The following is a 21,617-nucleotide window of genomic DNA, read 5'->3' on the forward strand; positions in this document are numbered from 1 at the left end:
TCCAGCGCCGCGAACCCGCCCGGAGCGCAGCGGAGGGCCAAAGATACGGCATACTCGGGCATTGAGTTTCGTCGTACCCGCCCCGTCCGGGGGCACGGTGTTCCCTTGACTCCCGAAGCGAGGTTTTCGTCGCAGTGTGTGGACTGCTCGGCTATCTGACCGTTGACACTTCCGGCGCTCCGGAGGGGACCACTGCCGAAGCCATCGCGGCGCAGCTGCACGAGGCGCTGGTCTGCCAGCGCCATCGCGGCCCGGACGAGCGGGGCACCTGGCACGACGAGCACATGGTGTTCGGTTTCAACCGTCTTTCGATCATCGATATCGAGCATTCGCACCAGCCGCTGCGCTGGGGGCCGCCGGAGAACCGGCAGCGCTACGCCATGACCTTCAACGGCGAGATCTACAACTATCTCGAACTGCGCGAGCAGCTGACCGCCGAGCACGGCGCCGAGTTCGGCGCCGAGCCCATGTTCGCCACCGAGGGCGATACCGAGACCATCGCGGCGGCCTTCCACTACTGGGGTCCGGAGGCGGCGGCTCGTCTGCGCGGCATGTTCGCCTTCGCGATCTGGGATACCGAGACCCGCAGGCTGTTCATCGCCCGCGATCCGTTCGGCATCAAGCCGCTGTTCCTGGCCACCGGTCCGGGCGGTACGGCCTTCTCCAGCGAGAAGAAGAGCCTGCTGGACCTGCTCCCCCAGCTCGGGCTGAGCGATGCGCTCGACCCGCGCGCGCTCGAGCACTACACGGTGTTGCAGTACGTCCCCGAGCCGGAGACCCTGCACCGGGATGTGCGGCGGCTGGAGTCGGGCTGCTACGCGTGGGTGGAGCCCGGGCAGGCCCCGAGGATCACGCGCTACTTCGATCCGCGTTTCCGGGTGGTGCCCTTCGCGAAGCCCGGCGAGGTGACCGCGCAGCCGCCCACCACGCGTCCGCGTCCGGCGGCGCAGCGCCCGAATACCGCCGAGTACCGCTATCGCGAGATCGCCGAGGCCCTGGAGGATTCGGTGGCCAAGCATATGCGCGCGGACGTCACGGTCGGCGCGTTCCTCTCCGGCGGTATCGATTCCACCGCCATCGCGGCGCTGGCCATCCGGCACAATCCGAATCTGCTCACCTTCACCTCGGCGTTCGAGCGCGAGGGCTACTCGGAGGCCGACGTGGCCGCCGAGACCGCCGCCGCCATCGGCGCGAAGCACTACATCCGCACCGTGAGCCCCGAGGAGTTCGCCGCCTCCATTCCCGAGATCGTCTGGTACCTGGACGAACCCGTGGCCGATCCAGCGCTGGTGCCGCTGTATTTCGTGGCGAAGGAGGCCCGTAAGCACGTCAAGGTGGTGCTGTCCGGCGAGGGTTCCGACGAACTGTTCGGTGGTTACACCATCTACCGGGAACCGCTGTCGCTGAAGCCGTTCGAGTATCTGCCCAAGCCGCTGCGCCGCCTGGCGGGCCGACTGTCGGAGCGCATTCCCGACGGCACCCGCGGCAAGAGTCTGCTGCACCGTGGTTCGCTGACCCTCGAGGACCGCTACTACGGCAATGCCCGCAGCTTCAACGACGCCCAATTGCGTTCGGTGCTGCGCGATTTCCGCCCCGAGTGGACGCATCGCGATGTGACCGATCCCATCTGGGCCATGCAGGGCCGTGACTGGGATCCGGTGGCACGCATGCAGCATCTGGACCTGTTCACCTGGCTGCGCGGCGACATCCTGGTCAAGGCCGACAAGATGACCATGGCCAATTCGCTGGAGCTGCGGGTGCCGTTCCTGGATCCGGAGGTCTTCGCGGTCGCCGAGAAGATCCCGGTGGATCAGAAGATCACCAAGGACACCACCAAGTACGCCCTGCGCCGCGCGCTGGAGGACATCGTGCCCCCGCACGTCCTGCACCGCGCCAAGCTCGGATTCCCCGTCCCGCTGCGGCATTGGCTGCGCGGCCCGGAGCTCTACGACTGGGCGCGCCAGCAGATCACCGACTCCGCCACCGACCACCTGCTCGACAAGACCGCCGTGCTGGGCATGCTGGACGCCCACCGCGCGGGCACCTCCGACCACAGCCGCCGCCTGTGGACCCTGCTGGTCTTCATGATCTGGCACGGCATCTTCGTCGAACAGCGCATCAAGCCGGAGATCCAGGAACCCACCTACCCGGTCACGCTGTAATCCCGGGGCGCGGACACCCGCCAGCGCCGCAACCTTCTTACACACCTTTGCCGTTCCTTTCGCACCGGTCTGACCTTCCCCCACCACCATCGCTGTCGTGCCTCAACCGGGAGGCACCATGGCGAAAGACCCGACCGACATGCGCAGAACGGCACGAACAGCCCTGACCACCGTCGCCGCCGCACTGGTGGCGATCAGCACCCTCACCGCGTGCGGCGGCGCACAGCCCTCGGGAAGCACCGCGCCCTCCGGGGGCTCGCAGACCTCCGCGAGCCCGCACGCCTCCGCTACCCCACCGTGGTGCCCTACCCTCGACACCCACCGCGTCGACTGCGGCACGGTGGAGCGCGACCTGGTGCCCGGCGACCCCGACCTGGGCACCATCCGGGTCGCCTATGCCCGGATCCAACGCACCGACCTGGATTCCCCCGCCGCGGGCACCATCCTGCCGAATCCGGGTGGTCCCGGCGTCCCGCTCATCGAGCACGCCGATATGGCCCTGGCCGCCGTGGACGGCGATCTCCTCACCGACCACGACCTGCTGCTCATCGACCCGCGCGGCACCGGCCTGTCCACTCCGCTGGATTGCGGTGTCCCCGACCGGGATTTCCTCACGTTGCCGCGAGATGAGCAGCGCCGGACGGCGACTCACTGCGGCGAGCTGCTCGGCCCCCGCGCGGCGGGCTACACCTCCGCCGCCACCGTGGACGACTTCGATGCCGTCCGAACCGAACTCGGCATTCCGAAGGTGGTGCTGTACGGCATCTCCTACGGCACCTACCTGCTGCCGGTTTACGCCCAGCGCCACCCGGACCACGTCCAGTCCATGGTGCTGTCGGGTGCGTACCCGCACGATTTCGACACGCTCAACCGCCCGAACGCCGAAGCGGTGTCGCTGGCGCTACAGCGCATCTGCGACCGCGGCGGCGTCTGTGACGGCGCGGCCGCCGTCGCGGACCTGCGTGCGGTGAACGCCCGCCTGCGCACCGACCCGCTGCCCGTCCCCGCCGAGCGCCCGTTCACGCTGACCGAGGACAAGTTCGCCAGCCTGCTCTTCGAGGCCGCCACCTCCGGGGTCGGCAGCGATCCCGACCCCGTCCTGGGCACCGTCCCCGCCGCGCTGCGTGCGGCGGTGCGCGGCGACGACGCTCCCCTGCGCGCCTTCGCGGTCCGCGCCGCGACCTCGCCGGTCATGGAGAACATCGACCTCTACCTCGCCGTGGCCTGCAACGACTACCCGACGATCTGGTCCCCGGACGCCCCGGTGGCCGAGCGTGAACAGCGGTACCGCCGGGCCGTGGCGGCGGCCGGGGAGGCCGGGGCCTTCAGCGCCGCCGGGTTCTCGGCGGCCCAGCGCGACGGCGGCGACATCTGCCTGGGCTGGCCCGCCACCACCCGTATCGACCATGCCGCCCAACCGCTTCCGGACGTGCCCGTGCTGGTGCTCTCCGGTGACCTGGACGCCATCACCCCGGATGCCAATGGCGTGCGGGTGGCGGCGAAGTTCCCCCGCGCCACCTTCGTCTCGGTGCCGAATGTGGGCCATGTGCCGGATCTGGTGCCGGGCGGCTGCGTCTCCGGTCTGGTGACGACGTTCCTGCGCACCGGCACGCCCGGCGCCACCGACTGCGTGCGATCCATCGCGCCGATCCCGGTGACGCCGGTCACCGACTGAGTCCGCGACCGTCATGTTCGACGCCCGTGACCGGCAGAATGAGCCAGTGAACATACCGACCGCCCCCACCGTTCTCATTGTCGAGGACGACCCGAACGTCCGCAGCACCCTGGACCAGCTGCTGCGCTTCGAGGGCTACCGGGTACTCCAGGCCGCCGACGGCAGCGCGGCGCTCACCGTGCTGGCGGCCCAGCGGCCGGATCTGGCGGTGGTGGATGTGGTCATGCCGGAACTGGACGGACTCTCGCTGTGCCGGGTGCTGCGCCGCCGCGGCGACCGACTGCCGATCCTGGTGCTCACCGCCCGGCACCAGGTCGGCGACCGGGTCGCCGGACTCGACGCCGGGGCCGACGACTACCTGGCCAAACCCTTCGACACCGAGGAACTGCTGGCCCGGCTGCGGGCGCTGCTGCGGCGCAGCGCACCCGATCCGGAACAGCGCGCCCTCACCGTCGCCGACCTCACCCTGGATCCGGCCACCCGCGAGGTGCGCCGGGGCGGCCGGGATCTGGAACTCACCCGCACCGAATTCGACGTACTGGAACTGCTCATGCGCAATGAGCGCCTGGTGCTGCCGCGCAGCCGCATCTACGAGGACATCTGGGGATTCGACTTCGACACCGAATCCCGGTCCCTGGACGTGTATATCGGCTACCTGCGGCGCAAAACCGAAGCGGGCGGGGCGGTTCGGCTCATCCACACCGTCCGCAATGTCGGCTACACCATCCGGCCCGCGTAATGCTGCGCACCCGAATCACTCTCGTCGCGGTGTTCGCGGTCACGGTCGCCATCGTGGTCACCATCGTGATGGCGTACCGCAATGTCAGCCCGCTGGTGGCCGACCAGGTCGACCGCGGCCTGGCCGATCGCGCCGACACCGTCGCGGCCCTGCTGGCGGCGGACGCACCGCTGCCGGTCCGCCCGGATATGACCGAACAGCTGCTGCTGCCGGACGGCACGGTGCTCCCTCTGGTCCCGGGACGAGCGCCACTGCCGGTCACCGCGGCCGACCGCGCCGTCGCCGCCGCCGGGAGCGGACGCAACGAGACCGAGATCGAGGTCGACGGCATCGGCTACGGCGTGCTCACCAAGGGCCGTCCGGGTGGCGGCGCGGTCATGGTGAGCCAGAACTACGCGGATGTGGAACGCATCGACCGCGAATTCCTGTGGCGCACGGCCGCCATCACCGCGGTGGCACTGCTGGCGGCGGCGCTGCTGTGCTGGCTGGCCATCGGCCGCATCCTGCGGCCGATCCGCCGCTTGGCCGCCGCCACCGACCGCATCGCCAGCACCCAGGACCTCACCGTCACCCTGCCGCGGGCCGAGTCCGGCGAGGTCGGCGAACTGACCCGCAGCTTCAACACCATGCTCGCCGCGCTGCGGTTCGCGCGGGCGCAGCAGCAGCGCCTGGCCGAGGACGCCGGGCACGAACTGCGCACCCCGCTCACCTCGGTGCGCGGCAGCGCCGAACTCCTCCAGCGCGCCCGGGGACGGCTGGCCCCCGAGGACGAGGCCCAGGTGCTGGCCACCCTGGTCCAGGAGGCGAAGGCACTGGACGAACTGGTCCGGGAGCTGGTCGATCTGGCCACCGATCAGTACGCCGCCGAGGAGCCCGAAACCCTGTCGCTGGCGGAGGTGGCGCGGGAGTGCGCGCACCGCGTCCGCCGCCGCAGCGGACGCGCCGTCATCCTCACCGTCACCGACCCGGTGCCGGTCTCCGGCCGTCCGCGCGCCCTGGCCCGCTGCGTCGACAATCTCATTGCCAACGCACTCAAATTCGGTCCGCCCGACACCCCGGTCGAGATCGCCGTGTGCGCGGCCGATCTCACCGTTCGGGACCACGGCCCCGGGATCGCCGACTCCGACCGGGAGGCCGTTTTCGGCCGGTTCTATCGCGCCGACGCCACCCGCTCCGCCCCCGGATCCGGCCTGGGCCTGGCCATTGTCCGCGATATCGTCACCGCGCACGGCGGCGTGACGCACGCCGACAACCACCCCGAAGGCGGTGCGCGCGTGGGCTTCCGACTACCGGCCGCCGCGCACGAGAAGCCGGTTCGCTGTCCGGGTGCTAGCGTGGACAGGCGAAATCGGTAGGGCAGCAAGGAATGTGAGATGGTCTCGGGTGATAGATCGGCTGTCCCACTATTTGGAGCTACCCCTTTGACCACTTCCTCACCGCGCTTCGGTGCCACCACGGATGCCCTACCCGTCCAGTACGGATCGCCCGTCGACTCCGCCGGCCCGCATATGGTGCTGCACTCGGAGGAGTTCGCGGCCGATCCGCACCGGGCCTACCGGGAGATGCGCGACAAGTACGGTTCGCTCGTCCCCATCGAACTGGCCCCGGGCGTGCCCGCCACGCTGGTGATCGGCTATCAGACGGCGCTGCGCATCCTCAACGACCCGGAACACTTCCCCGCCGATCCGCGCACCTGGCAGCAGTCGGTGCCCGACGAGTGCCCGGTCAAGCCGATGATGCAGTGGTACCCGAATGCCCTGCGCAATGCCGGGCCCACGCACGCCCGCTACCGGCAGAGCTACGTCGCCGGTATCGACGGCATCGACCTGCACACCCTGCACATCACCGTCGAGCAGGTCGCGGCCCCGCTGATCAACTCCTTCTGTGAGACCGGATCGGCGGATCTGGTGAGCCAGTACGCCTTTCCGCTGGTCTTCGAGGTGCTCAACCAAATGGTGGGCTGCTCGGCGGAATTGGGGCAGCGGGTGGCCACCGGGATGGCGGCGCTGTTCGACACCGTCAACGCCGCCTGGGGTATGCAGCATCTGAGCGAGGCGCTCATGGAGCTCATCGCGCTGCGCCGGGCCGAGCCCGCCGACGACGTCACCTCGCGCATGGCGAGCCATCCGGCCAACCTCACCGACGAGGAAATGCTCTACCAGCTCATCAGCTTCTACGGCGCGGGCATCGAACCGCAGCAGAACCTGATCACCAACACGCTGCTGCTCATGCTCACCGACGACCGGTTCGCGGGCGGGTTCCTCACCGGCAGCCTGTCCACCCGCGACGCGCTCGACGAGGTGCTGTTCAACGACCCGCCGATGGCGAACTTCAGCATCAGCTACCCGCGCCAGCCGATCCTCATCGACAACACCTGGCTGCCCGCACACCAGCCCGTGGTGATCAGCCTGGCGGGCTGCAACAACGATCCCCGGATTCGCGGCGGCGACCGCACCGGCAACCGCTCCCATCTGGCATGGAGCGCCGGACCGCACGCGTGCCCCGCCAAATCGGTTGCCTACCTGGTGGTTCAGGATGCCATCGACCAGCTGCTCGATGTGCTGCCGGAACTGCGGCTGGCGGTCACCCCCGACGAGATCGTCTGGCGGCCGGGGCCTTTCCACCGCGCCATGGCGTCGCTGCCGGTCGTCTTCCCACCGTCCCCTCCGCTGAATTCGGTTTAAGGAGTTGTCCGATGGAGTATGACCCGATCGTCCTGGACCCGACGGGCACGGATATCCAAGGTGAGAACGCGCGGATCCGCGAGCGCGGCCCGATCGCGCTGATCGAACTGCCCGGCGGCGTACCCGCCTGGTCGGTGACCGACCAGGCGATCCTCAAGGGACTGCTGGCCGATCCGCGCGTCTCCAAGGATCCGCGCCAGCATTGGTCGGCCTTCATCAACGGCGAGATCACCGAATCGTGGCCGCTGCTGCCGTGGGTGGCGGTGGACAATATGTTCACCGCCTACGGCGCCGACCACCGCCGACTGCGCAAACTGGTCTCCCCCGCCTTCACCCACCGCCGCACCACGGCGATGCGCGAGCGCATCGAGGAGATCACCGCGGCCCTGCTCGACGAACTGGCCGCCGAACCGGCCGACGCGGTGGTGGATCTGCGGGCGCGCTACGCCTACCCGGTGCCGATCCGGGTGATCAGCGAGCTCATCGGCATTCCGGACCATCTCGGCCCGGCCATGCACAAGTGCGTGGACGGCTTCTTCGACGGCACCTTCACCGCCGAGCAGGCGCAGGCCAACTATCTCGAAATGTTCCGGCTCGTCGGCGAACTCGTCGCCTTCCGGCGGGAGACTCCGGGCGAGGACATCACCAGCGTCCTCATCAACACCCGCGACGACGACGGTTCGCAGCTGACCGACAAGGAACTCTGCGACACCCTCATGCTGGTCATCAATGCCGGGCACGAGACCACGGTGAACCTGCTCGACCAGGCCATCTTCGCACTGCTGAACCACCCCGAGCAGCTCGCCGACGTCCGCGCGGGCCGGGTGCCGTGGTCGGATGTGATCGAGGAGGCACTGCGCTATCAGTCGCCGGTCGCGCATCTGCCGCTGCGCTATGCCGTGGAGGACATCGACATCGACGGCTTCCGCATCCCCAAGGGCGAGGCGATCCTCGCCTCCTACGCCGCCGCCAGCCGCGATCCGAAGATCCACGGCGCCGACGCCGACGCGTTCGACGTGCACCGCGCCACCAAGGATCAGCATGTCGCCTTCGGCCACGGCGCGCACCACTGCATCGGCGCTCCCCTGGCCCGGCTGGAGGCGGCCATCGCCCTGCCCGCGCTGTTCGAGCGCTTCCCGGACATGCGCCTGGCCGCCGAACCATCCGGGTACGAGCCCGTGGTCAGCTTCGTGTCCAATGGTCACCAGCGCCTGCCGGTGCGGTTGCACGCCTGACGGGACGCGTCGCCCGCCCGGAGGCCGCGGCCGGTGCCCGGCCTCCATCCGGCGACAGCGTGTCCGTCGTGGGCGGCAGGCTGTTTCGCGCGGTGGCGGGGGGTGGTGCACCCCGCCCTCGATCCGCCATCCGCGGCGATCAGCTGGCGGCGGTCGCCGGGGCGAGACGGGTGGTGAACCAGTCGCGGGCGAGCATCGCGACCTGGTCGAGGGTGCCCTCCTCCACGAACAGGTGACTGGCCCCGGGGATCACCCGCATCTCGGTCTCGCAGGTCATGGCCGCCTGCGCACCGTGGTTCAGCTCCAGTACCAGCGGGTCGTCACCGCCGACGATTAGCAGGGTGGGCGCCTGCACCCGGGACAGCGCGGCACCGGCCAGATCGGGCCGTCCGCCGCGCGACACCACGGTGCGCACGCCCAGCTCGGGATCGGCGGCCGCGCACAGGGCCGCGGCCGCGCCGGTGCTGGCCCCGAAGTACCCCAGCGCCAGGCCCTCGGTGCGGCTCTCCTTGGCGAGCGCGCGGGTCACATCGGCCAGTCGCCGCGCCAGCAGTTCGATATCGAAGACGTTGGCGCGCGCGGCTTCCTCGTTCGGCGTGAGCAGATCGACCAGCAGCGTGCCGATTCCGGCCCGGTCCAGCACGGCCGCCACGTGCCGGTTGCGCGGACTGTACCGCCCGCTGCCGCTGCCGTGCGCGAAGACGACCAAACCCATCGGCCGCTCCGGAATGGTGAGATGCCCTGTCAGCGTGGTCTTTCCGGAGGTGACGCGAATATCGTCGTCGCGTAGTCGCCGCCCGCTGTCGCGGGGGTCGTCGAATGTCATATCAGGCTCCCGATGAATGGGGTTCGGCTCCAGTACTTCTCGATAGGTTGTCGGCCGTGTACCGGCGGTGGATCCGATAGCGGTGGCTGATCCGCGGATCCGGGCGATACGACTCGCGGCCGACGGCAGCCTCGTGGTCGTCGACGAGGTCGCCACCACGGTACAGCCCGAAGCGGGTTCGGCAGCAGATCGCCGCCGCGGGCGTCGATACGAGGAGCCGCGCTGATCACAGCTGGCGGATACCCGCTCCACCGCCGAGTACACGGTGGACGAAGTCAGGCGCGCGGAATCCGCAGCGCACGCACCCGTGCCGCCGCGATGAGCGTGATGATCAGGACGGTCATCATCTGGAGCGCCGTCCACCCGGTGTCCGGGGCGGCCGCGGGCGGTGCGGGCGGGCGCGGGGCCGGTGCCGCCACCACCGGAATCGCCGGTTCGAGCGGTGTCCGGGCGGGTGTTTCCGGCGTCCGCACCGGAACCTGCGGCTCCGGCGGCATGGCGACCGGCGGTACGGCAGCGGGCCCGAGCTCGAGCGGAATCCCGGGCGATTCGGGCACGGGCAAGAGCAGTAGACAGGTCAGCAGCGCACTCCCGGCAGCCGCACTGCCCACCACCACGCTGCCCGCACCCGACCCGCTCGACCCACCGCCGACGAGCAGCCCGGGCACCAGCGACCCGGACCCGCCCGACCCCGCCACCGACCCCGCCGCCAGTGCGGCACTTCCAAGCACAGCGCTACCCGCACACGCGGTGGCCACACTCCCGGACTCGAACCCCATCAGCTCCCCGGCCGTCCCCGCCCCGCCACCGGTGGCGTAGGGAGTGTCGGCCGCGCCGACCGCGATATCGCCGCCACCCCCGTACCCGACATCCGCCCCATCGGCAACCATGGCGCTTCCCCCACTACGATCCGCCACACCACCATGTGATTCGGGATCCCCGTCCGTTGCGGGACCGCCCGACGCCCCTGCGCTAGCCGGTGCCCCTGCGCTATCCGGTGCCCCTACGCTATCCGGTGCCTCAGCGCTACCCGGTGCCCCACCATGACCGAAAGGCCCGACGCTGCTGTATGGCTCGGCCCCGCCCGGCAGCACCGGGCGGTCGGCGGGTTCGAGGCCGATCGAAGTGTCGGGTCCGCCGCGGGGCTCGGTCGCGGTCGAAAGCGCTGGGATACCGGCGGTTTCGGGCGCACCGATACCGCCGGTCGCGCCGCCGTCCGCCCAGGTGGCAGTGCTGCCGGGGCCGAGTTGCAGTGGGCTGCCGGTGGTGGCGTCGCCAGTGTCGGGCGGGCCGAGACCGTCAGCGCTGCCGGGCATGGCGCCGCTGCTCGATGCGCTGCCGGTGATCAGCTCGCCCAGTGCGGGCAGTTCGCTCGAGAAGGGCGTCGCGCTCGGGCCGGGGTCGGCGGGCAGTGGAGCCGGGTGCAGCGCGAGCAATACTGCTGCGAGTGGCAGTGCCAAGGCGAATCGCCGTGCCGCGGCGCGGGTTCGGCCGCCTGTCGAGTCGGTTGTCATATGCGGTCCCGTTCCGCTAGTCGCCGGATTCGAAGCGCGTGCGCGCCAGTTCGAAGGCGTCCGTCGGCACCACGTTCGCGCCCGAGAACGGCTGGTCGAGCTGGTAAACCGCGAGGATCACGCCGCCCACCACCAACCCGAAGAGCGCGGTCATGATCACGCTGCGCCGGGTGACCACCACCCCGGAGAGCACGGTCCCGCACAACAGCATGGCGGTGGCCAACCACAGTGCGAGATAAAGGAATCGGGGCATGCGGTACTCGGCGGTGAGGGCGCGTTCGAAGCGGGCCTCGCCCACGGTGTCGAGCGCGTCGAGCGCGTCGGCGCGGGCCGCGACCACCAACGGATCGGTCGAGCGCACCGCCTCCACGGCCGCTTCCACCTCGTCGAGCAGCTCCTGCGCGGCGGCGCTCAGCCGCCCCTCGGCGGCCATGACCGCCCACTCCCCCGACATCACCTCGTCGGTGTAGTCGCGCACCAGTTCCCGCACCCGGGTGCCCTCGGCCTCGGGCAGATCGCCGGCCGCCGCATGGACTTCGATGAGCGCCTTGGCCTCCTCGACGGTGTGCGCGTGCGCGTTGTCGTACTCCTGCCAGGCGATCACCACCACGAAGGCCACCACCGCGGCGAAGAACATGTTCACCAGGTCCAGGACGAACGAATGCCCGGACTCCTCGTCCTCGTGCCGCCACGACTCGGGCCGCAGCCGGTCACCGACCAGGAATACCGCCACCGCCACGCCCGCGAACAGGATCGGCACGACGACGGGCACGATCAAATCCAGCGCCATACAACGGTATTCGCGACACCGGACCGCACGGATCGAACCGCTTACCGACCAGGGTCGTCACCTCCGCGGAAACAGACCGTCAGCATCCTTTTGTCCCAGGTGATCGCCACCGCGCCGTGCTGGTCGGTCGGGCACCGCGTTCCGTCGAGGCTGTTCTCGAAGACCGCCGTCACCCGCACCACATGCGGTCCCGGCGTGGCACAGTCCACTTTGACCGGATCGTTCATATCCGTGGTCTCGTAACACATTCCGGCACGCCAGTCGTAGGCCAGGCACAGGTGGTAGTTGTAGTTCCCGGCGCGGTCGCGGCTGCTGGCCTCGACCTTGTACAGCGGACCGGTGCACGGCTCCGGCCCGGTCTGCAACACCCGGTAGTTCGCGGCCAGCGAGGTGCACTCCGCGGGCTCCGGCGGATCGGTCTCGTCGGGCGGCAGCGCGACGCAGTCCCCGGGCCGCAGCAGGGTGAGCGGATCGGGTTCGATCACGGTGGTGGTGCCCGGTGTGGTCGGCACCGGCGCGGTCGCTGGGACCAGCCCCGGTGCGGCCGGGAGCGCCGTTCCCGCGATCGTCGCACCGGGCAGCGACCGGCCCACCAGCGCGGCCGTCATCGCGATCACCATCAGCCCCACCACCGCCAGCGCGGTCCACAGTCGCCGTGCGTTCTTCGCATCCATCCGTCGCATCCCATCCAGCCCGCCGCACCCCGGATGACGCCAGAACCAGCCCCCCGGTATCCCCAAGCTATCAGCCGAGGATGACAGTCCGACCACGGTCGTCCCACGGCAGGGCACCGTCCACGCTCGCGTCCACCCGCAGCCCGTCGACGGTGATATCACCGCCGTGATTGTCCAGAAAGGCGATATCGGAGGCATCGCGCCCGGTGGCGATGCGGACCATGGTCGAGCGCGGGGCCAGCCCGGTCGGATCCAGGGCCAGCCATCGGCCGTCCACGTAGGCCTCGGCGATGGAGTGGAAGTCCATCGGCACACAGCCCGGCGCGTACACCGCCGCGACCCGGGCGGGCACACCCACCGCCCGCAACAGCGCCACCACCAGATGGGAGAAATCGCGGCACACCCCGGCCCCGCCCAACAGCGTCTCCACCGCGCCGTCGCTGGGGCCGCTGCTGCCGGTGACATAGCGAATGCGGGTGCCGACCCACTCCGCCACCCGGTCGGCGGTTCCGGAATCGCCTATGCCCAATCCGAATTCGGCCGCCGCGAAGCCGAGCAGCTTGTCGGATTCGGCGAACCGGCTGGGCCGCAGGTACAGCGCGAGGTCGTAGTCGGTGATCGGCTCCGGCGTCGCCGTCCCGCTCACCACGGCGTGATAGCGCACCCGCAGCTCGCCGGCGCGGGCGCCCAGCACGTGGATGCGGGTGCCGTGCGATCCGCTGATCTCGCGGGCCAGCACGCCGCGTCCATCCAGTTCGAACCGCAGCGTCTCGGCGAGAGAGATACCGGGCCGGCGGGCGACGGCGATCTGGAATTCCAGGGCGGTGTCCGCGTGCACACGGACGTCGATATGGGCGGAAACCACGCGCCTCACCCCGCTATCGTCGCATGTCGGACCACACCGTCGCCGCCGGTTCGGCCGCCCCTCGGGGTCGAACGGTATTCCGCTGCTGTTCACGTCCCGTTGGGCGTGGAGGTGCCATCGGGAACACCGCGCCCTGCACGATCGGCGGCGTGCGCATTGTGCAGCTGGCGAACTTCTACGGTCCGCGCTCCGGTGGCCTGCGGACCGCGCTGCACCATCTGGGGGATGGCTACGCGGCGGCGGGGCACGAGGTCGTGCTCATCGTGCCGGGGCCGCGACGCGCCGAGGAGGTGCTGCCGTCGGGGACGCTGCGGATCACCGTGCCCGCCGCGCGGATTCCGTTCACCGGCGGCTACCGGGCCGCCGATCCGCGGCGCGTCGCCGATGTGCTGGCGGGCCTGCGGCCCGACGCGCTGGAGGTCTCCGACCGGCTGACCCTGCGCGGTTTCGGGCGCTGGGCCCGCACCCGCGACGTGGCCTCGATCATGATCTCGCATGAACGCCTGGACCGGCTGCTGGGGCAGGTGCTGCCCGGGCCGGCGGCACGCCGCGCCGCCGATATCGCCAATCGGCGCACCGCGCGCGAGTACGACATGGTGGTCTGCACGACGGCGTTCGCCCGCGCCGAGTTCGAGCGCATCGACGCGCCCAATGTCGAGATGGTGCCGCTCGGAGTGGATCTCGACCTGTTCAGCCCCCTGCGACACGATCGGCGGCTGCGCACCGATCTGGCCGCCGACCATCTGCCGCTGCTGGTGCACTGCGGGCGGCTGTCGGTGGAGAAGCGGGTGGACCGCAGTATCGAGGCGGTGGGCGCGCTGCGCCGCGAGGGCCTGGACGCCCGGTTGATCGTGGCCGGGGACGGTCCGCGCCGCGACGCCCTGCAACGGCGCGCCCGCGGCATTCCCGCGCTGGCGGACGGCCGTCCCGCGGTGCACTTCGCCGGATTCATCGACGACCGTGCGGCTTTGGCGACACTGCTGGCCACCGCCGACGTGTCCCTGGCTCCCGGTCCGCACGAGACCTTCGGGCTGGCGGCGCTGGAGGCGCTCGCCGCCGGGACGCCGGTGGTGGCGAGCCGGTCCTCAGCGCTGGCCGATATCGTGACCGCCGATTGCGGCGCGGTCGCCGCCGACCATCCGGACGCCTTCGCGCGGGCCGTCACCGATGTGCTGGCGCGGCCACCGGCCCTGCGCCGCTGCGCCGCGCGCACCCGGGCCGAGCAGTTCACCTGGCCCGCGGCGGTGTCCGGCATGCTGGAGCTGCTGAGCGGGGTGCGCTAGCACCGCCGATGGGTGGCCACGCCCGCCAGGTAGGTCGCCCGCACGCCGATCTCGGGCAGTTCGTCCGGGGCCACCGTGTACGGATCCACGTCCAGCACAACGAGATCGGCGTACTTGCCGGGTGTGATCGAACCGGTGATGTCGTCGGCGAACAGCTGATACGCGGCGTCCAGGGTCTGGGCGCGAATGGCCTGCTCCAGATTGACGCCCTCGTCCGGGGCGAGGACGCGGCCCCGGCGGGAGGCCCGGGTGATGGCGCAGGCCATATTGTGCAGCGGCGCTTCGGGGGTGACCGGACAGTCGTTGTGGAAGGAGATCCGCACATCCGCCTCGAGCGCGGATCTGGCGCGCACCCAGTGGGATTCGGGCTGGGGCGGAACGGCGTCCGCGTCGTCTCCGGTCGCGGTGTCGCCCCAGTAGTAGAGGTGGTCCATGAACAGCGAGCAGGTGACGCCGAGCTGGTTGGCGCGCCGGAACTGTTCGGGTGTCATGGCCCCGCAGTGTTCGAGCCGCAGCCGGTGGTCCGGTCGCGGATACTCCCGCAGCGCCTGCTCGTACGCGTCGAGCACCAGGGTGGCTTCGTCGCCGTCCTGGGCGCGGCAGGCCAGCTGCCATCCGTGCGGGTGGTAGGCGCGCACCAGCTCGCGTAGTCGGTCGGCGGTGTGCCGCGCGGTGTCGGACGCCCGCAGCAGTTTGATGCCGATCTGGCGGAACATGTCGTCACCGTTGTCGGGCGGGCAGATGGTCTCCAAACCCGGTGCGGCGGTTTCGTACGCGCGTGTGCGCACCTTGGCGCGGCCGCGCTGATACAGCCGGGCGGTGGGGACGCGGATCTCGTCGGTGAAACCCATATCGCCGCACAGCGTCACACCGCGCGTGGCGAAGTGCTCGTGTTCACGCGCCAGCAGCCCGATGGCCGGATCCGGATGGTCGGCGACGATGCGAGCGGTCACGGCCGCGATGGCGGGCTCCTCGAATGCCTTGCCGGTGAGCATCCCGTACCGGTCGCGTTCGAAGTGGCCGCCGAACGGATCGGCCGTATCCTCGCCCAGGTCCGCCAGCCGCAGCGCCGCGCTGTTGGCCCAGGCGATCCGGCCCGCGTTCTGCCGGATGACGATCGGCCGGTCGGGGGCGAGTTCGTCCAGCCATTCCCGGGTGGGCTCCGGAAAGCCCGGCTGGAGTTCGGGATCGAGGCCGTGGAACAGCAGCGCGCGTCCAGGCCGCGCGTCGCCCATGGCCTTGTCGATGGCGGTGCGCACCTCCTCGGCGGTGGCGCAGGCCGTCGGCCGGATGTCGATGACCGATTCGCTGAACAGGATCTGGTCCCGGGTCGGATGGGTGTGCGGCTCGACGAATCCCGGCAGCAGACAGCGGTCGTCGAGTTCGATCACGTCGGTGCCGGGTCCGCGCAGGGTCAGCACCTCCCGGCCGCCGACGGCGAGTATGCGCCCGGCGCAGACCGCGACGGCGGTCGCGCCCTCGGTCTCCGGATCGACGGTGATGATCGAGCCACCGGTGAAGATGAGATCGGCCGTGTCCATCGGGACGCTCCTCGTGCGCACTCGACCCGCGCCGCTTCATTGCCGCGCGGTAGCTGGCCATCCAAGGATGCGCCGACACGGTGTCGTTCGCGGTGGAATCGCCGAATGAACCGGTGGCAGTCGCGACATTTCGTCCGGTTCGCCGGTATGTCGCTCGGTGGTGCGACATGCCTTCGCTACCATCGTCCCTTCTGGGGGATTCGTCACGCTCGCACCGATTTCGATACGATTTCCACACGAGAAGGGCCGTCTCGCGGCCCGACCGTCATCCGACGGTGGCCGCGCCGTGCCCGAATCGTCTGTATTGTCGAATTCACGGTAAAAACGGTTCGGGGATAGGCAGTTTCGATGAATGAACCCGAATTCTTCATGCCTTTCGCGTCGGGGGGACACAACCCCGCCGAGGCCGAGGCGGAGAAGGCGATGTGGCAGTGGCTCGAGCACTACGACCTGGTGCCGACCGAGCCGACGCGGCGGCGGATGGAACGCACCCGCCCCGCCCGAATGTACGCACTCTGGTGTCCGAAGGCCGGAACGGACGATCTGGCGCTGCTCAGCCAGTACACCGCCTGGGCCTTCATCGTGGACGACCAGTTCGATATCGAAATCCCGGACCCCGGGCGAACTTTGCACACCATCACCGCCCTGAACGCGGTCTACGACGGTGACGACCCGCCCTCGGGCGTGCTGGCCGTCGCCTTCGCGGATCTGTGGCGGCGGCTGTGCGCGGGGCGCTCCACCGCCTGGCGGGAGGCGGTGCGTGCGGAGATCCGCGCCTGGCTGTGGACCTACTACACCGAGAGCATCGGCCGGCTCACCGACCACCTGCCCGAGATGGACGTCTATCGGGCGCATCGACGAGATTCGGTGGCGCTGTTCGTCTTCCTGGACATCAGCGAGATCGCCGAGGGCGTCGACCTGTGCGCCGCCGCCCGCCAGCTGCCCGCCGTGCGACTGCTGCGCGAAGCCGCGGTCGAACATATGGGACTGCTCAACGACGTGCTGTCGGTCGGTTCCGACGAGGCATCGAGCTATCTCTACAACTCGGTGCTGTTGGCCGAACATCACTACGGGCATACGCGATCTCAGGCGCTCACCCTGGTGAACAGCATGCTCACCCAGCTCATCGACCGCATGACCGCCGCCATCGACCGGCTACCGGCCGAACTCGACGCGGCGGGCATCACCGGGCGAGATCGGGCCGACACGCTGGCCACCGCGCAGAACTACACGGTGTACGTCCGAGCCAATCTCGACTATCACTACCAGGCGGCGCGCTACACCAGCGCTCCGGCGGAGGCTCTCGAACACGGATCGCCGCTGCGCTGAGCCGCGGTATCCGGGTGGGAGTTGCCGAACTGAAACCTGGTGACGTACCACGCCACCGGGCTCCGATGGGACGATGGGCTTCTTCTACGCATGGCCGCCGCGTGCAGCCGAATGCGCCCGAGGAGGCCGTGTCCGAGCGAGTGGGACCGATTATGCGAGCCTCGAATTCGATCAAACATCTGGTGGGACAGCGCCTGCAGGGCACCCGCGCGGCGACCCCCGCTCGTGCGGCGGTCACCGTCCCCGACACCGATCACCTACGCCCGGTGGAGATCTCGCCGCACGGGCCGAGTGTGCGCGAACCGGCTAGCGGTGAGCGAGCGGCCCGCAGACAGCTGGCCGACGCCCGCCACGCCATCGAACCGGTGCTGCGGGCCGCCGTGGCATCGCTGACCGATCCGCTGGATCGCATGGCGGGCTATCACTTCGGCTGGTGCGACACCACCGGTGCGCCCGCTCCGGGCGTACAGGGCAAGGCATTTCGCCCCGCCCTCACCTTCGCCGCCGCGGCGGCCTGCGGCGGTGGCGTCGACCAGACCGTCCACGCCGCCGCGGCCGTCGAACTACTGCACAACTTCTCCCTGGTCCACGACGACGTCATGGACGCCGACGACACCCGCCACGGCCGCCCGACCGTCTGGCGCGTCTGGGGCGAGACCAATGCCACCCTGCTCGGCGACGCCTTGCAGGCCCTCGCCCTCGGGGTGCTCTCCGACGGTGTGCCCGAAGCGGTGACCGCCGAGGCCGTCATCCGCCTGGCGCGCACCACCGTCGCCCTCTGCCAGGGCCAGTACGAGGACTGCGCCTTCGAAACCCGCTCCAGCGTGAGCGTCTCCGAGTACCTCGCCATGGCGGCGGGCAAAACCGGTGCGCTGCTGGGCTGTTCCTGCGCGCTGGGCGCGCTGTGCGCCGGAGCCGACCATCGCACGGTCTCGGCCATGCACACCTTCGGGCGGGAACTGGGGCTGGTCTTCCAACTGGTCGACGACGCCATGGACATCTGGGGCGATCCAGCCATCACCGGCAAGCCCGCGCACAGCGATCTGCTGCACCGAAAACAGTCCTACCCGGTCGTCTGCGCGCTCAACTCCGACACCGCCCCCGGCCGCGAACTGGCGCGGATCTACCGGAGCGCGCACCCCATGACCCCGGAGAAGGCCGCGCGCGCCGCCGAACTCGTCGAAGCGGCGGGCGGACGGCAACGCACCCTGCACCGCGCGGCCACGGCCATGCGATCCGCGCTCGCGGCGCTGCCCCCGGATCTCGCCACCGGAGACCTCATCGCCCTGGCCCAACTCGTCGCCCACCGCAACCGCTGACCGATATCCGCGGTGCCGCTCACCGCACTCGCCGCGCGATGAGCGTAGCGATCTCGCGGGCGGCACCGCACACAACTTGGCCACCGCCGCTCCCGCGGCGCGTACTCGAGGTGGATGGCCCCGCCCGACGGCACCGCGCCCCGCCGCGCGCATCTCCCGATCCGACCGGACGCGCGTTTCCCGGGGGCGATCACCCGCGCTCAGTCCGGCTGCTCGCGCACCGCGTCGCTGAGGCGCTGGAGGGCGCGCAGGAATGCCTTGCGGTCGGCGGGGGTCAGGAGGGACAGCAGGTGCTCCTCCTGCGCCTGGATCTCCCGCTGGGTGCGATCGCGGAGGGTGCGCCCCTCCGGGGTCAGGGACAGCAGCCGGGCGCGGCGGTCGGCCGGGTCGGGGGTGCGGGTGATGAGACCGCGCCGCTGGAGTTCGTCGAGCACGGCGATGATGCGGGTCTTGTCGGCGTTGATGCGTTTGGCCAGGGCGGACTGGGTGTACACGGGGTCCTCACCGAGGCCGAGCAGGACGGCGTAGCCCCACATGCTGATGCCGTTGCGCTCGAGGATGGGCAGCTCCGCCTGTACGAGGGCGCGACCGAGGGGTCCCAGCATGGCGGCGAGGTCGGGGCGCTTCACTTCCGGCATACGAAGAAAATACCGCTCGACAGATAATACGCTGTCGCATATTATATGCACATGCCTACCAATATAGTCGCCCCCGCCGATCTCGTCGCCCTGAATGCCCGCGCCGTCCGCGCCAGCAGCGCCGCCGTATCGCACTGCATCCCGGCGGATCTGAGCAAGCCCACCCCCTGCGCGGACTGGACCCTGCGTGACCTGCTCAGCCATATGATCGCCCAGCACCGCGGCTTCGCCGCCGCCGCCCGCGGCGACGACGATCCGGACCACTGGCAGCCCCGCCCGCTCGGCCTGGACCCGGTCGCCGACTACCGGGCCGCCGCCGATCATGTGCTGGCCGCCTTCGCCGCCGACGACATCCTGGAGCGCGCGTTCCCGCTGCCCGAATTCACCACGGAGTTCCGCTTCCCGGGCATCCAGGCCCTCACCTTCCACTTCATCGACTATGTGGTGCACACCTGGGATGTCGACCGAACCCTCGGCCGGACGACGACTTTCGACGACGACCTGCTCGCCGCCGCGCTGCCGATCGCCGAATTCGTCCCCGACGACGCCTCCCGCACCACCCCCGGCGCCGCCTTCGCACCCCGACTGCCCTGGACGGGCGAGGCCACCCTCGACCGCATCGTCGCCCTCCTCGGCCGCTCCCCCCACTGGCCCGCACAGCCTGCCCGGTCGGTCGACGGCGAGTAGATTCGGCCCCATGCCCAGCGACGCTCAGTTGAAGGTCCAGAACGCCCTGCATCGCGCACTGCTGAAGGTGAGCGGGGGGAGGTTGGGCAGAACCATCGTGGGCATGCCCGCGCTCGAACTCACCACCGTCGGCCGCAAGTCGGGCGAGCCGCGTCGAGTCATGCTGACCGCGCCGGTCGTGGACGGCGACACCATCGTCGTCGTGGCCTCGCGCGGCGGTGATCCCACCCATCCCGCCTGGTTCCTGAATCTGCGCGACAACCCCGACGTGGAGGTGTCGATGCAGTCCGGCCCCCGACGGCCGATGACGGCCCGGGTCGCCGACGCGGCGGAACGCGCCGCCCTGTGGCCGCGCGTGGTCGCGAGCTTCCAGGGGTATGCCGACTATCAGCGCAAGACCAGCCGGGAGATCCCCCTGGTCCTACTCACCCCGCGCGGGTGAACGTCCGGCCCGCGGGCAGCGCGCCCCGCGGCCGTTATGATCGGTGCCATGGGCACATACTGGCGCACCGTCACCCCGCCCCCGGTCGCGTGACCGGGCGCACCTGACGGCCTCCTTCCCGTAGTACCGCCGTGCGCGGCGGTATTGTCGTGCGCCCGTTCGGAATCCAGCTCCTATCGGAATTCGACGGAAGTTCACGACTGTGCCGAATCATTCCGCCGCGACGGCCGCGCGCCGTACGGCTACCAATCCACGTTCATCCCGGGTCGGCGGAGCGCTGGCCATCCTGACCGCGGCGATGCTGTGGGGAACCACGGGAACCGTTGCCACCCAAGCCCCTTCGGGCACCCCGGCCGCCGCGACCGGATCGACCGGCCTGCTGCTGGGTGGCCTGCTGCTCTGCGCGACCGCGCGCGGGGTTCCGGCGCGCACCCGCCGCGAATGGCGGCAGCTCGCCCTGGGCGCGGTGGCGGTGGCCGGATATCCGCTGACGTTCTATCCGGCCGTGCAGCGCACCGGGGTCGCGGTGGCCACGGTCATCGCCTTGGGCTGCGCTCCCGTCTGCGCGGGAGTGCTCGCCTGGACCCTCACCCGCACCCGACCCGATCGGCGCTGGATGCTGGCGACACCGGCGGCGGTGGCGGGATGCGGTGCGCTCGTGCTGGGTTCGACCACCGGCGGCGGGGTGGTCGATCCGCTCGGTGTGCTGCTGGCGGTGGGCGGCGGTATCGCCTACGCCTGCTACGCCCTGATCGGCGGGCGGCTCATCGCCGCCGGACGCCCCGCCGGCGCGGTCATGGGCGCGATGTTCGGCGGCGGCGCGCTGCTGGTGCTGCCGGTGGTGCTGGCCGCCGGCCCGGCCTGGATGCTGGCTCCGCGCGGCGCGGCGGTCGCCCTGTACCTGGCGCTGTGCACCACCGTGCTGGCCTACCGGCTGTTCGGTTACGGGTTGCGCCACACCACCTCTCAGCACGCCACCACCCTGACCCTGGCCGAACCGGCGGTGGCGGCCGTGCTGGGCGTCGTAGTGCTGCGCGAACGACTGGCCGTGCTGTCCTGGTGCGGGATGGCCGTTCTCGTCCTCGCCCTGGTCGTGCTGGCCGCGCCGACCCGCGGGTCGAGACGGGCGGTGACGCCGCGCAGGCTGTGAGCGCCTACCGCAGCGCCTGCTCCGCGCCCCGGGGGCGCGGCCCCGGGGCGGGCTGGGGGGGGGC

The 21,617-nt window shown here is 70.5% G+C and carries 19 protein-coding genes and 1 pseudogene; 13 read left to right on the top strand and 7 right to left on the bottom strand.

The annotated features are described in order from the left end of the window. The first annotated feature begins 134 nt into the window (after positions 1-134). From asnB to QK444_RS11300, 6 genes are all read left to right on the top strand, one after another. Positions 135-2,162 carry an asparagine synthase (glutamine-hydrolyzing) gene (gene asnB / locus QK444_RS11275; protein WP_282779541.1) on the top strand — a complete coding sequence of 676 codons (2,028 nt, stop codon included), beginning with the start codon at positions 135-137 and terminating at the stop codon, positions 2,160-2,162. A 118-nt stretch (positions 2,163-2,280) separates the two neighbouring features. Continuing rightward, positions 2,281-3,837: an alpha/beta hydrolase gene (locus tag QK444_RS11280; protein ID WP_282779542.1), complete on the top strand. Its 1,557-nt coding sequence runs from the start codon at positions 2,281-2,283 to the stop codon at positions 3,835-3,837. A 52-nt stretch (positions 3,838-3,889) separates the two neighbouring features. After that, positions 3,890-4,576, top strand: a complete 687-nt coding sequence (locus QK444_RS11285; protein ID WP_282779569.1) for a response regulator transcription factor — start codon at positions 3,890-3,892, stop codon at positions 4,574-4,576. Next, a complete protein-coding gene (locus QK444_RS11290) occupies positions 4,576-5,931 on the top strand; it encodes a HAMP domain-containing sensor histidine kinase (protein WP_282779544.1) in 1,356 nt (451 codons plus the stop codon). Before QK444_RS11285 ends, QK444_RS11290 begins: the two co-directional genes overlap by 1 nt. Positions 5,932-6,084: 153 nt before the next feature. Further along, positions 6,085-7,260 carry a cytochrome P450 gene (locus tag QK444_RS11295; RefSeq protein ID WP_228812624.1) on the top strand — a complete coding sequence of 392 codons (1,176 nt, stop codon included), beginning with the start codon at positions 6,085-6,087 and terminating at the stop codon, positions 7,258-7,260. A gap of 11 nt (positions 7,261-7,271) precedes the next feature. After that, positions 7,272-8,495 (top strand): cytochrome P450, encoded by a 1,224-nt coding sequence (locus QK444_RS11300; RefSeq protein ID WP_282779545.1) that lies wholly within the window; start codon positions 7,272-7,274, stop codon positions 8,493-8,495. A 139-nt stretch (positions 8,496-8,634) separates the two neighbouring features. Here QK444_RS11300 and QK444_RS11305 read toward each other — a convergent pair. Then, positions 8,635-9,285: pseudogene (locus QK444_RS11305) on the bottom strand (phosphoribosyltransferase); the annotation flags it as partial. Positions 9,286-9,403: 118 nt separating this feature from the next. On the opposite strand from QK444_RS11305, the gene QK444_RS11310 reads away from it, so the two are divergent. Continuing rightward, a complete protein-coding gene (locus tag QK444_RS11310; RefSeq protein ID WP_282779547.1) occupies positions 9,404-9,547 on the top strand; it encodes a hypothetical protein in 144 nt (47 codons plus the stop codon). A 49-nt stretch (positions 9,548-9,596) separates the two neighbouring features. On the opposite strand, the gene QK444_RS11315 is transcribed toward QK444_RS11310, so the two are convergent. The 4 genes from QK444_RS11315 to QK444_RS11330 all read right to left on the bottom strand — a co-directional run bounded on the left by QK444_RS11315 (position 9,597) and on the right by QK444_RS11330 (position 13,173). Beyond that, complete coding sequence (locus QK444_RS11315) at positions 9,597-10,211, bottom strand: hypothetical protein (RefSeq protein ID WP_282779549.1); 615 nt, start codon at positions 10,209-10,211, stop codon at positions 9,597-9,599. Positions 10,212-10,851: 640 nt separating this feature from the next. Further along, complete coding sequence (locus tag QK444_RS11320; RefSeq protein WP_282779551.1) at positions 10,852-11,625, bottom strand: DUF4239 domain-containing protein; 774 nt, start codon at positions 11,623-11,625, stop codon at positions 10,852-10,854. A gap of 41 nt (positions 11,626-11,666) precedes the next feature. Beyond that, positions 11,667-12,299, bottom strand: a complete 633-nt coding sequence (locus tag QK444_RS11325; protein WP_282779553.1) for a hypothetical protein — start codon at positions 12,297-12,299, stop codon at positions 11,667-11,669. A gap of 70 nt (positions 12,300-12,369) precedes the next feature. Beyond that, positions 12,370-13,173, bottom strand: coding sequence for a transglutaminase family protein (locus QK444_RS11330; protein ID WP_282779555.1), 804 nt, complete (start codon positions 13,171-13,173; stop codon positions 12,370-12,372). Positions 13,174-13,313: 140 nt separating this feature from the next. Here QK444_RS11330 and QK444_RS11335 point away from each other — a divergent pair, with 140 nt between their 5' ends. Next, positions 13,314-14,447, top strand: coding sequence for a glycosyltransferase (locus tag QK444_RS11335; protein ID WP_282779557.1), 1,134 nt, complete (start codon positions 13,314-13,316; stop codon positions 14,445-14,447). On the opposite strand, the gene QK444_RS11340 is transcribed toward QK444_RS11335, so the two are convergent. Next, positions 14,444-15,988, bottom strand: a complete 1,545-nt coding sequence (locus QK444_RS11340; protein ID WP_282779558.1) for an amidohydrolase — start codon at positions 15,986-15,988, stop codon at positions 14,444-14,446. The genes QK444_RS11335 and QK444_RS11340 overlap by 4 nt on opposite strands. A 348-nt stretch (positions 15,989-16,336) precedes the next feature. Between QK444_RS11340 and QK444_RS11345 the strand changes: the two genes are divergently transcribed. Both QK444_RS11345 and QK444_RS11350 read left to right on the top strand, forming a co-directional pair. After that, complete coding sequence (locus QK444_RS11345) at positions 16,337-17,317, top strand: hypothetical protein (protein ID WP_282779560.1); 981 nt, start codon at positions 16,337-16,339, stop codon at positions 17,315-17,317. A 152-nt stretch (positions 17,318-17,469) separates the two neighbouring features. Next, positions 17,470-18,636, top strand: coding sequence for a polyprenyl synthetase family protein (locus tag QK444_RS11350; protein ID WP_282779561.1), 1,167 nt, complete (start codon positions 17,470-17,472; stop codon positions 18,634-18,636). A gap of 200 nt (positions 18,637-18,836) precedes the next feature. On the opposite strand, the gene QK444_RS11355 is transcribed toward QK444_RS11350, so the two are convergent. Continuing rightward, positions 18,837-19,274 (bottom strand): MarR family transcriptional regulator, encoded by a 438-nt coding sequence (locus tag QK444_RS11355; RefSeq protein ID WP_282779562.1) that lies wholly within the window; start codon positions 19,272-19,274, stop codon positions 18,837-18,839. A gap of 51 nt (positions 19,275-19,325) precedes the next feature. On the opposite strand from QK444_RS11355, the gene QK444_RS11360 reads away from it, so the two are divergent. From QK444_RS11360 to QK444_RS11370, 3 genes are all read left to right on the top strand, one after another. Further along, the gene (locus QK444_RS11360) at positions 19,326-19,961 is read left to right on the top strand and encodes a TIGR03086 family metal-binding protein (RefSeq protein ID WP_282779563.1); all 636 of its coding nucleotides are present in this window, start codon (positions 19,326-19,328) and stop codon (positions 19,959-19,961) included. A 10-nt stretch (positions 19,962-19,971) separates the two neighbouring features. Further along, positions 19,972-20,403: a nitroreductase family deazaflavin-dependent oxidoreductase gene (locus QK444_RS11365; protein ID WP_282779565.1), complete on the top strand. Its 432-nt coding sequence runs from the start codon at positions 19,972-19,974 to the stop codon at positions 20,401-20,403. A 202-nt stretch (positions 20,404-20,605) separates the two neighbouring features. Beyond that, positions 20,606-21,553 (top strand): EamA family transporter, encoded by a 948-nt coding sequence (locus QK444_RS11370; protein ID WP_282779567.1) that lies wholly within the window; start codon positions 20,606-20,608, stop codon positions 21,551-21,553. The last annotated feature ends 64 nt before the right edge of the window (positions 21,554-21,617 follow it).

Origin of the sequence: Nocardia sp. CC201C, from assembly GCF_030010695.1 — a bacterium.
GTDB lineage: Bacteria > Actinomycetota > Actinomycetes > Mycobacteriales > Mycobacteriaceae > Nocardia > Nocardia otitidiscaviarum.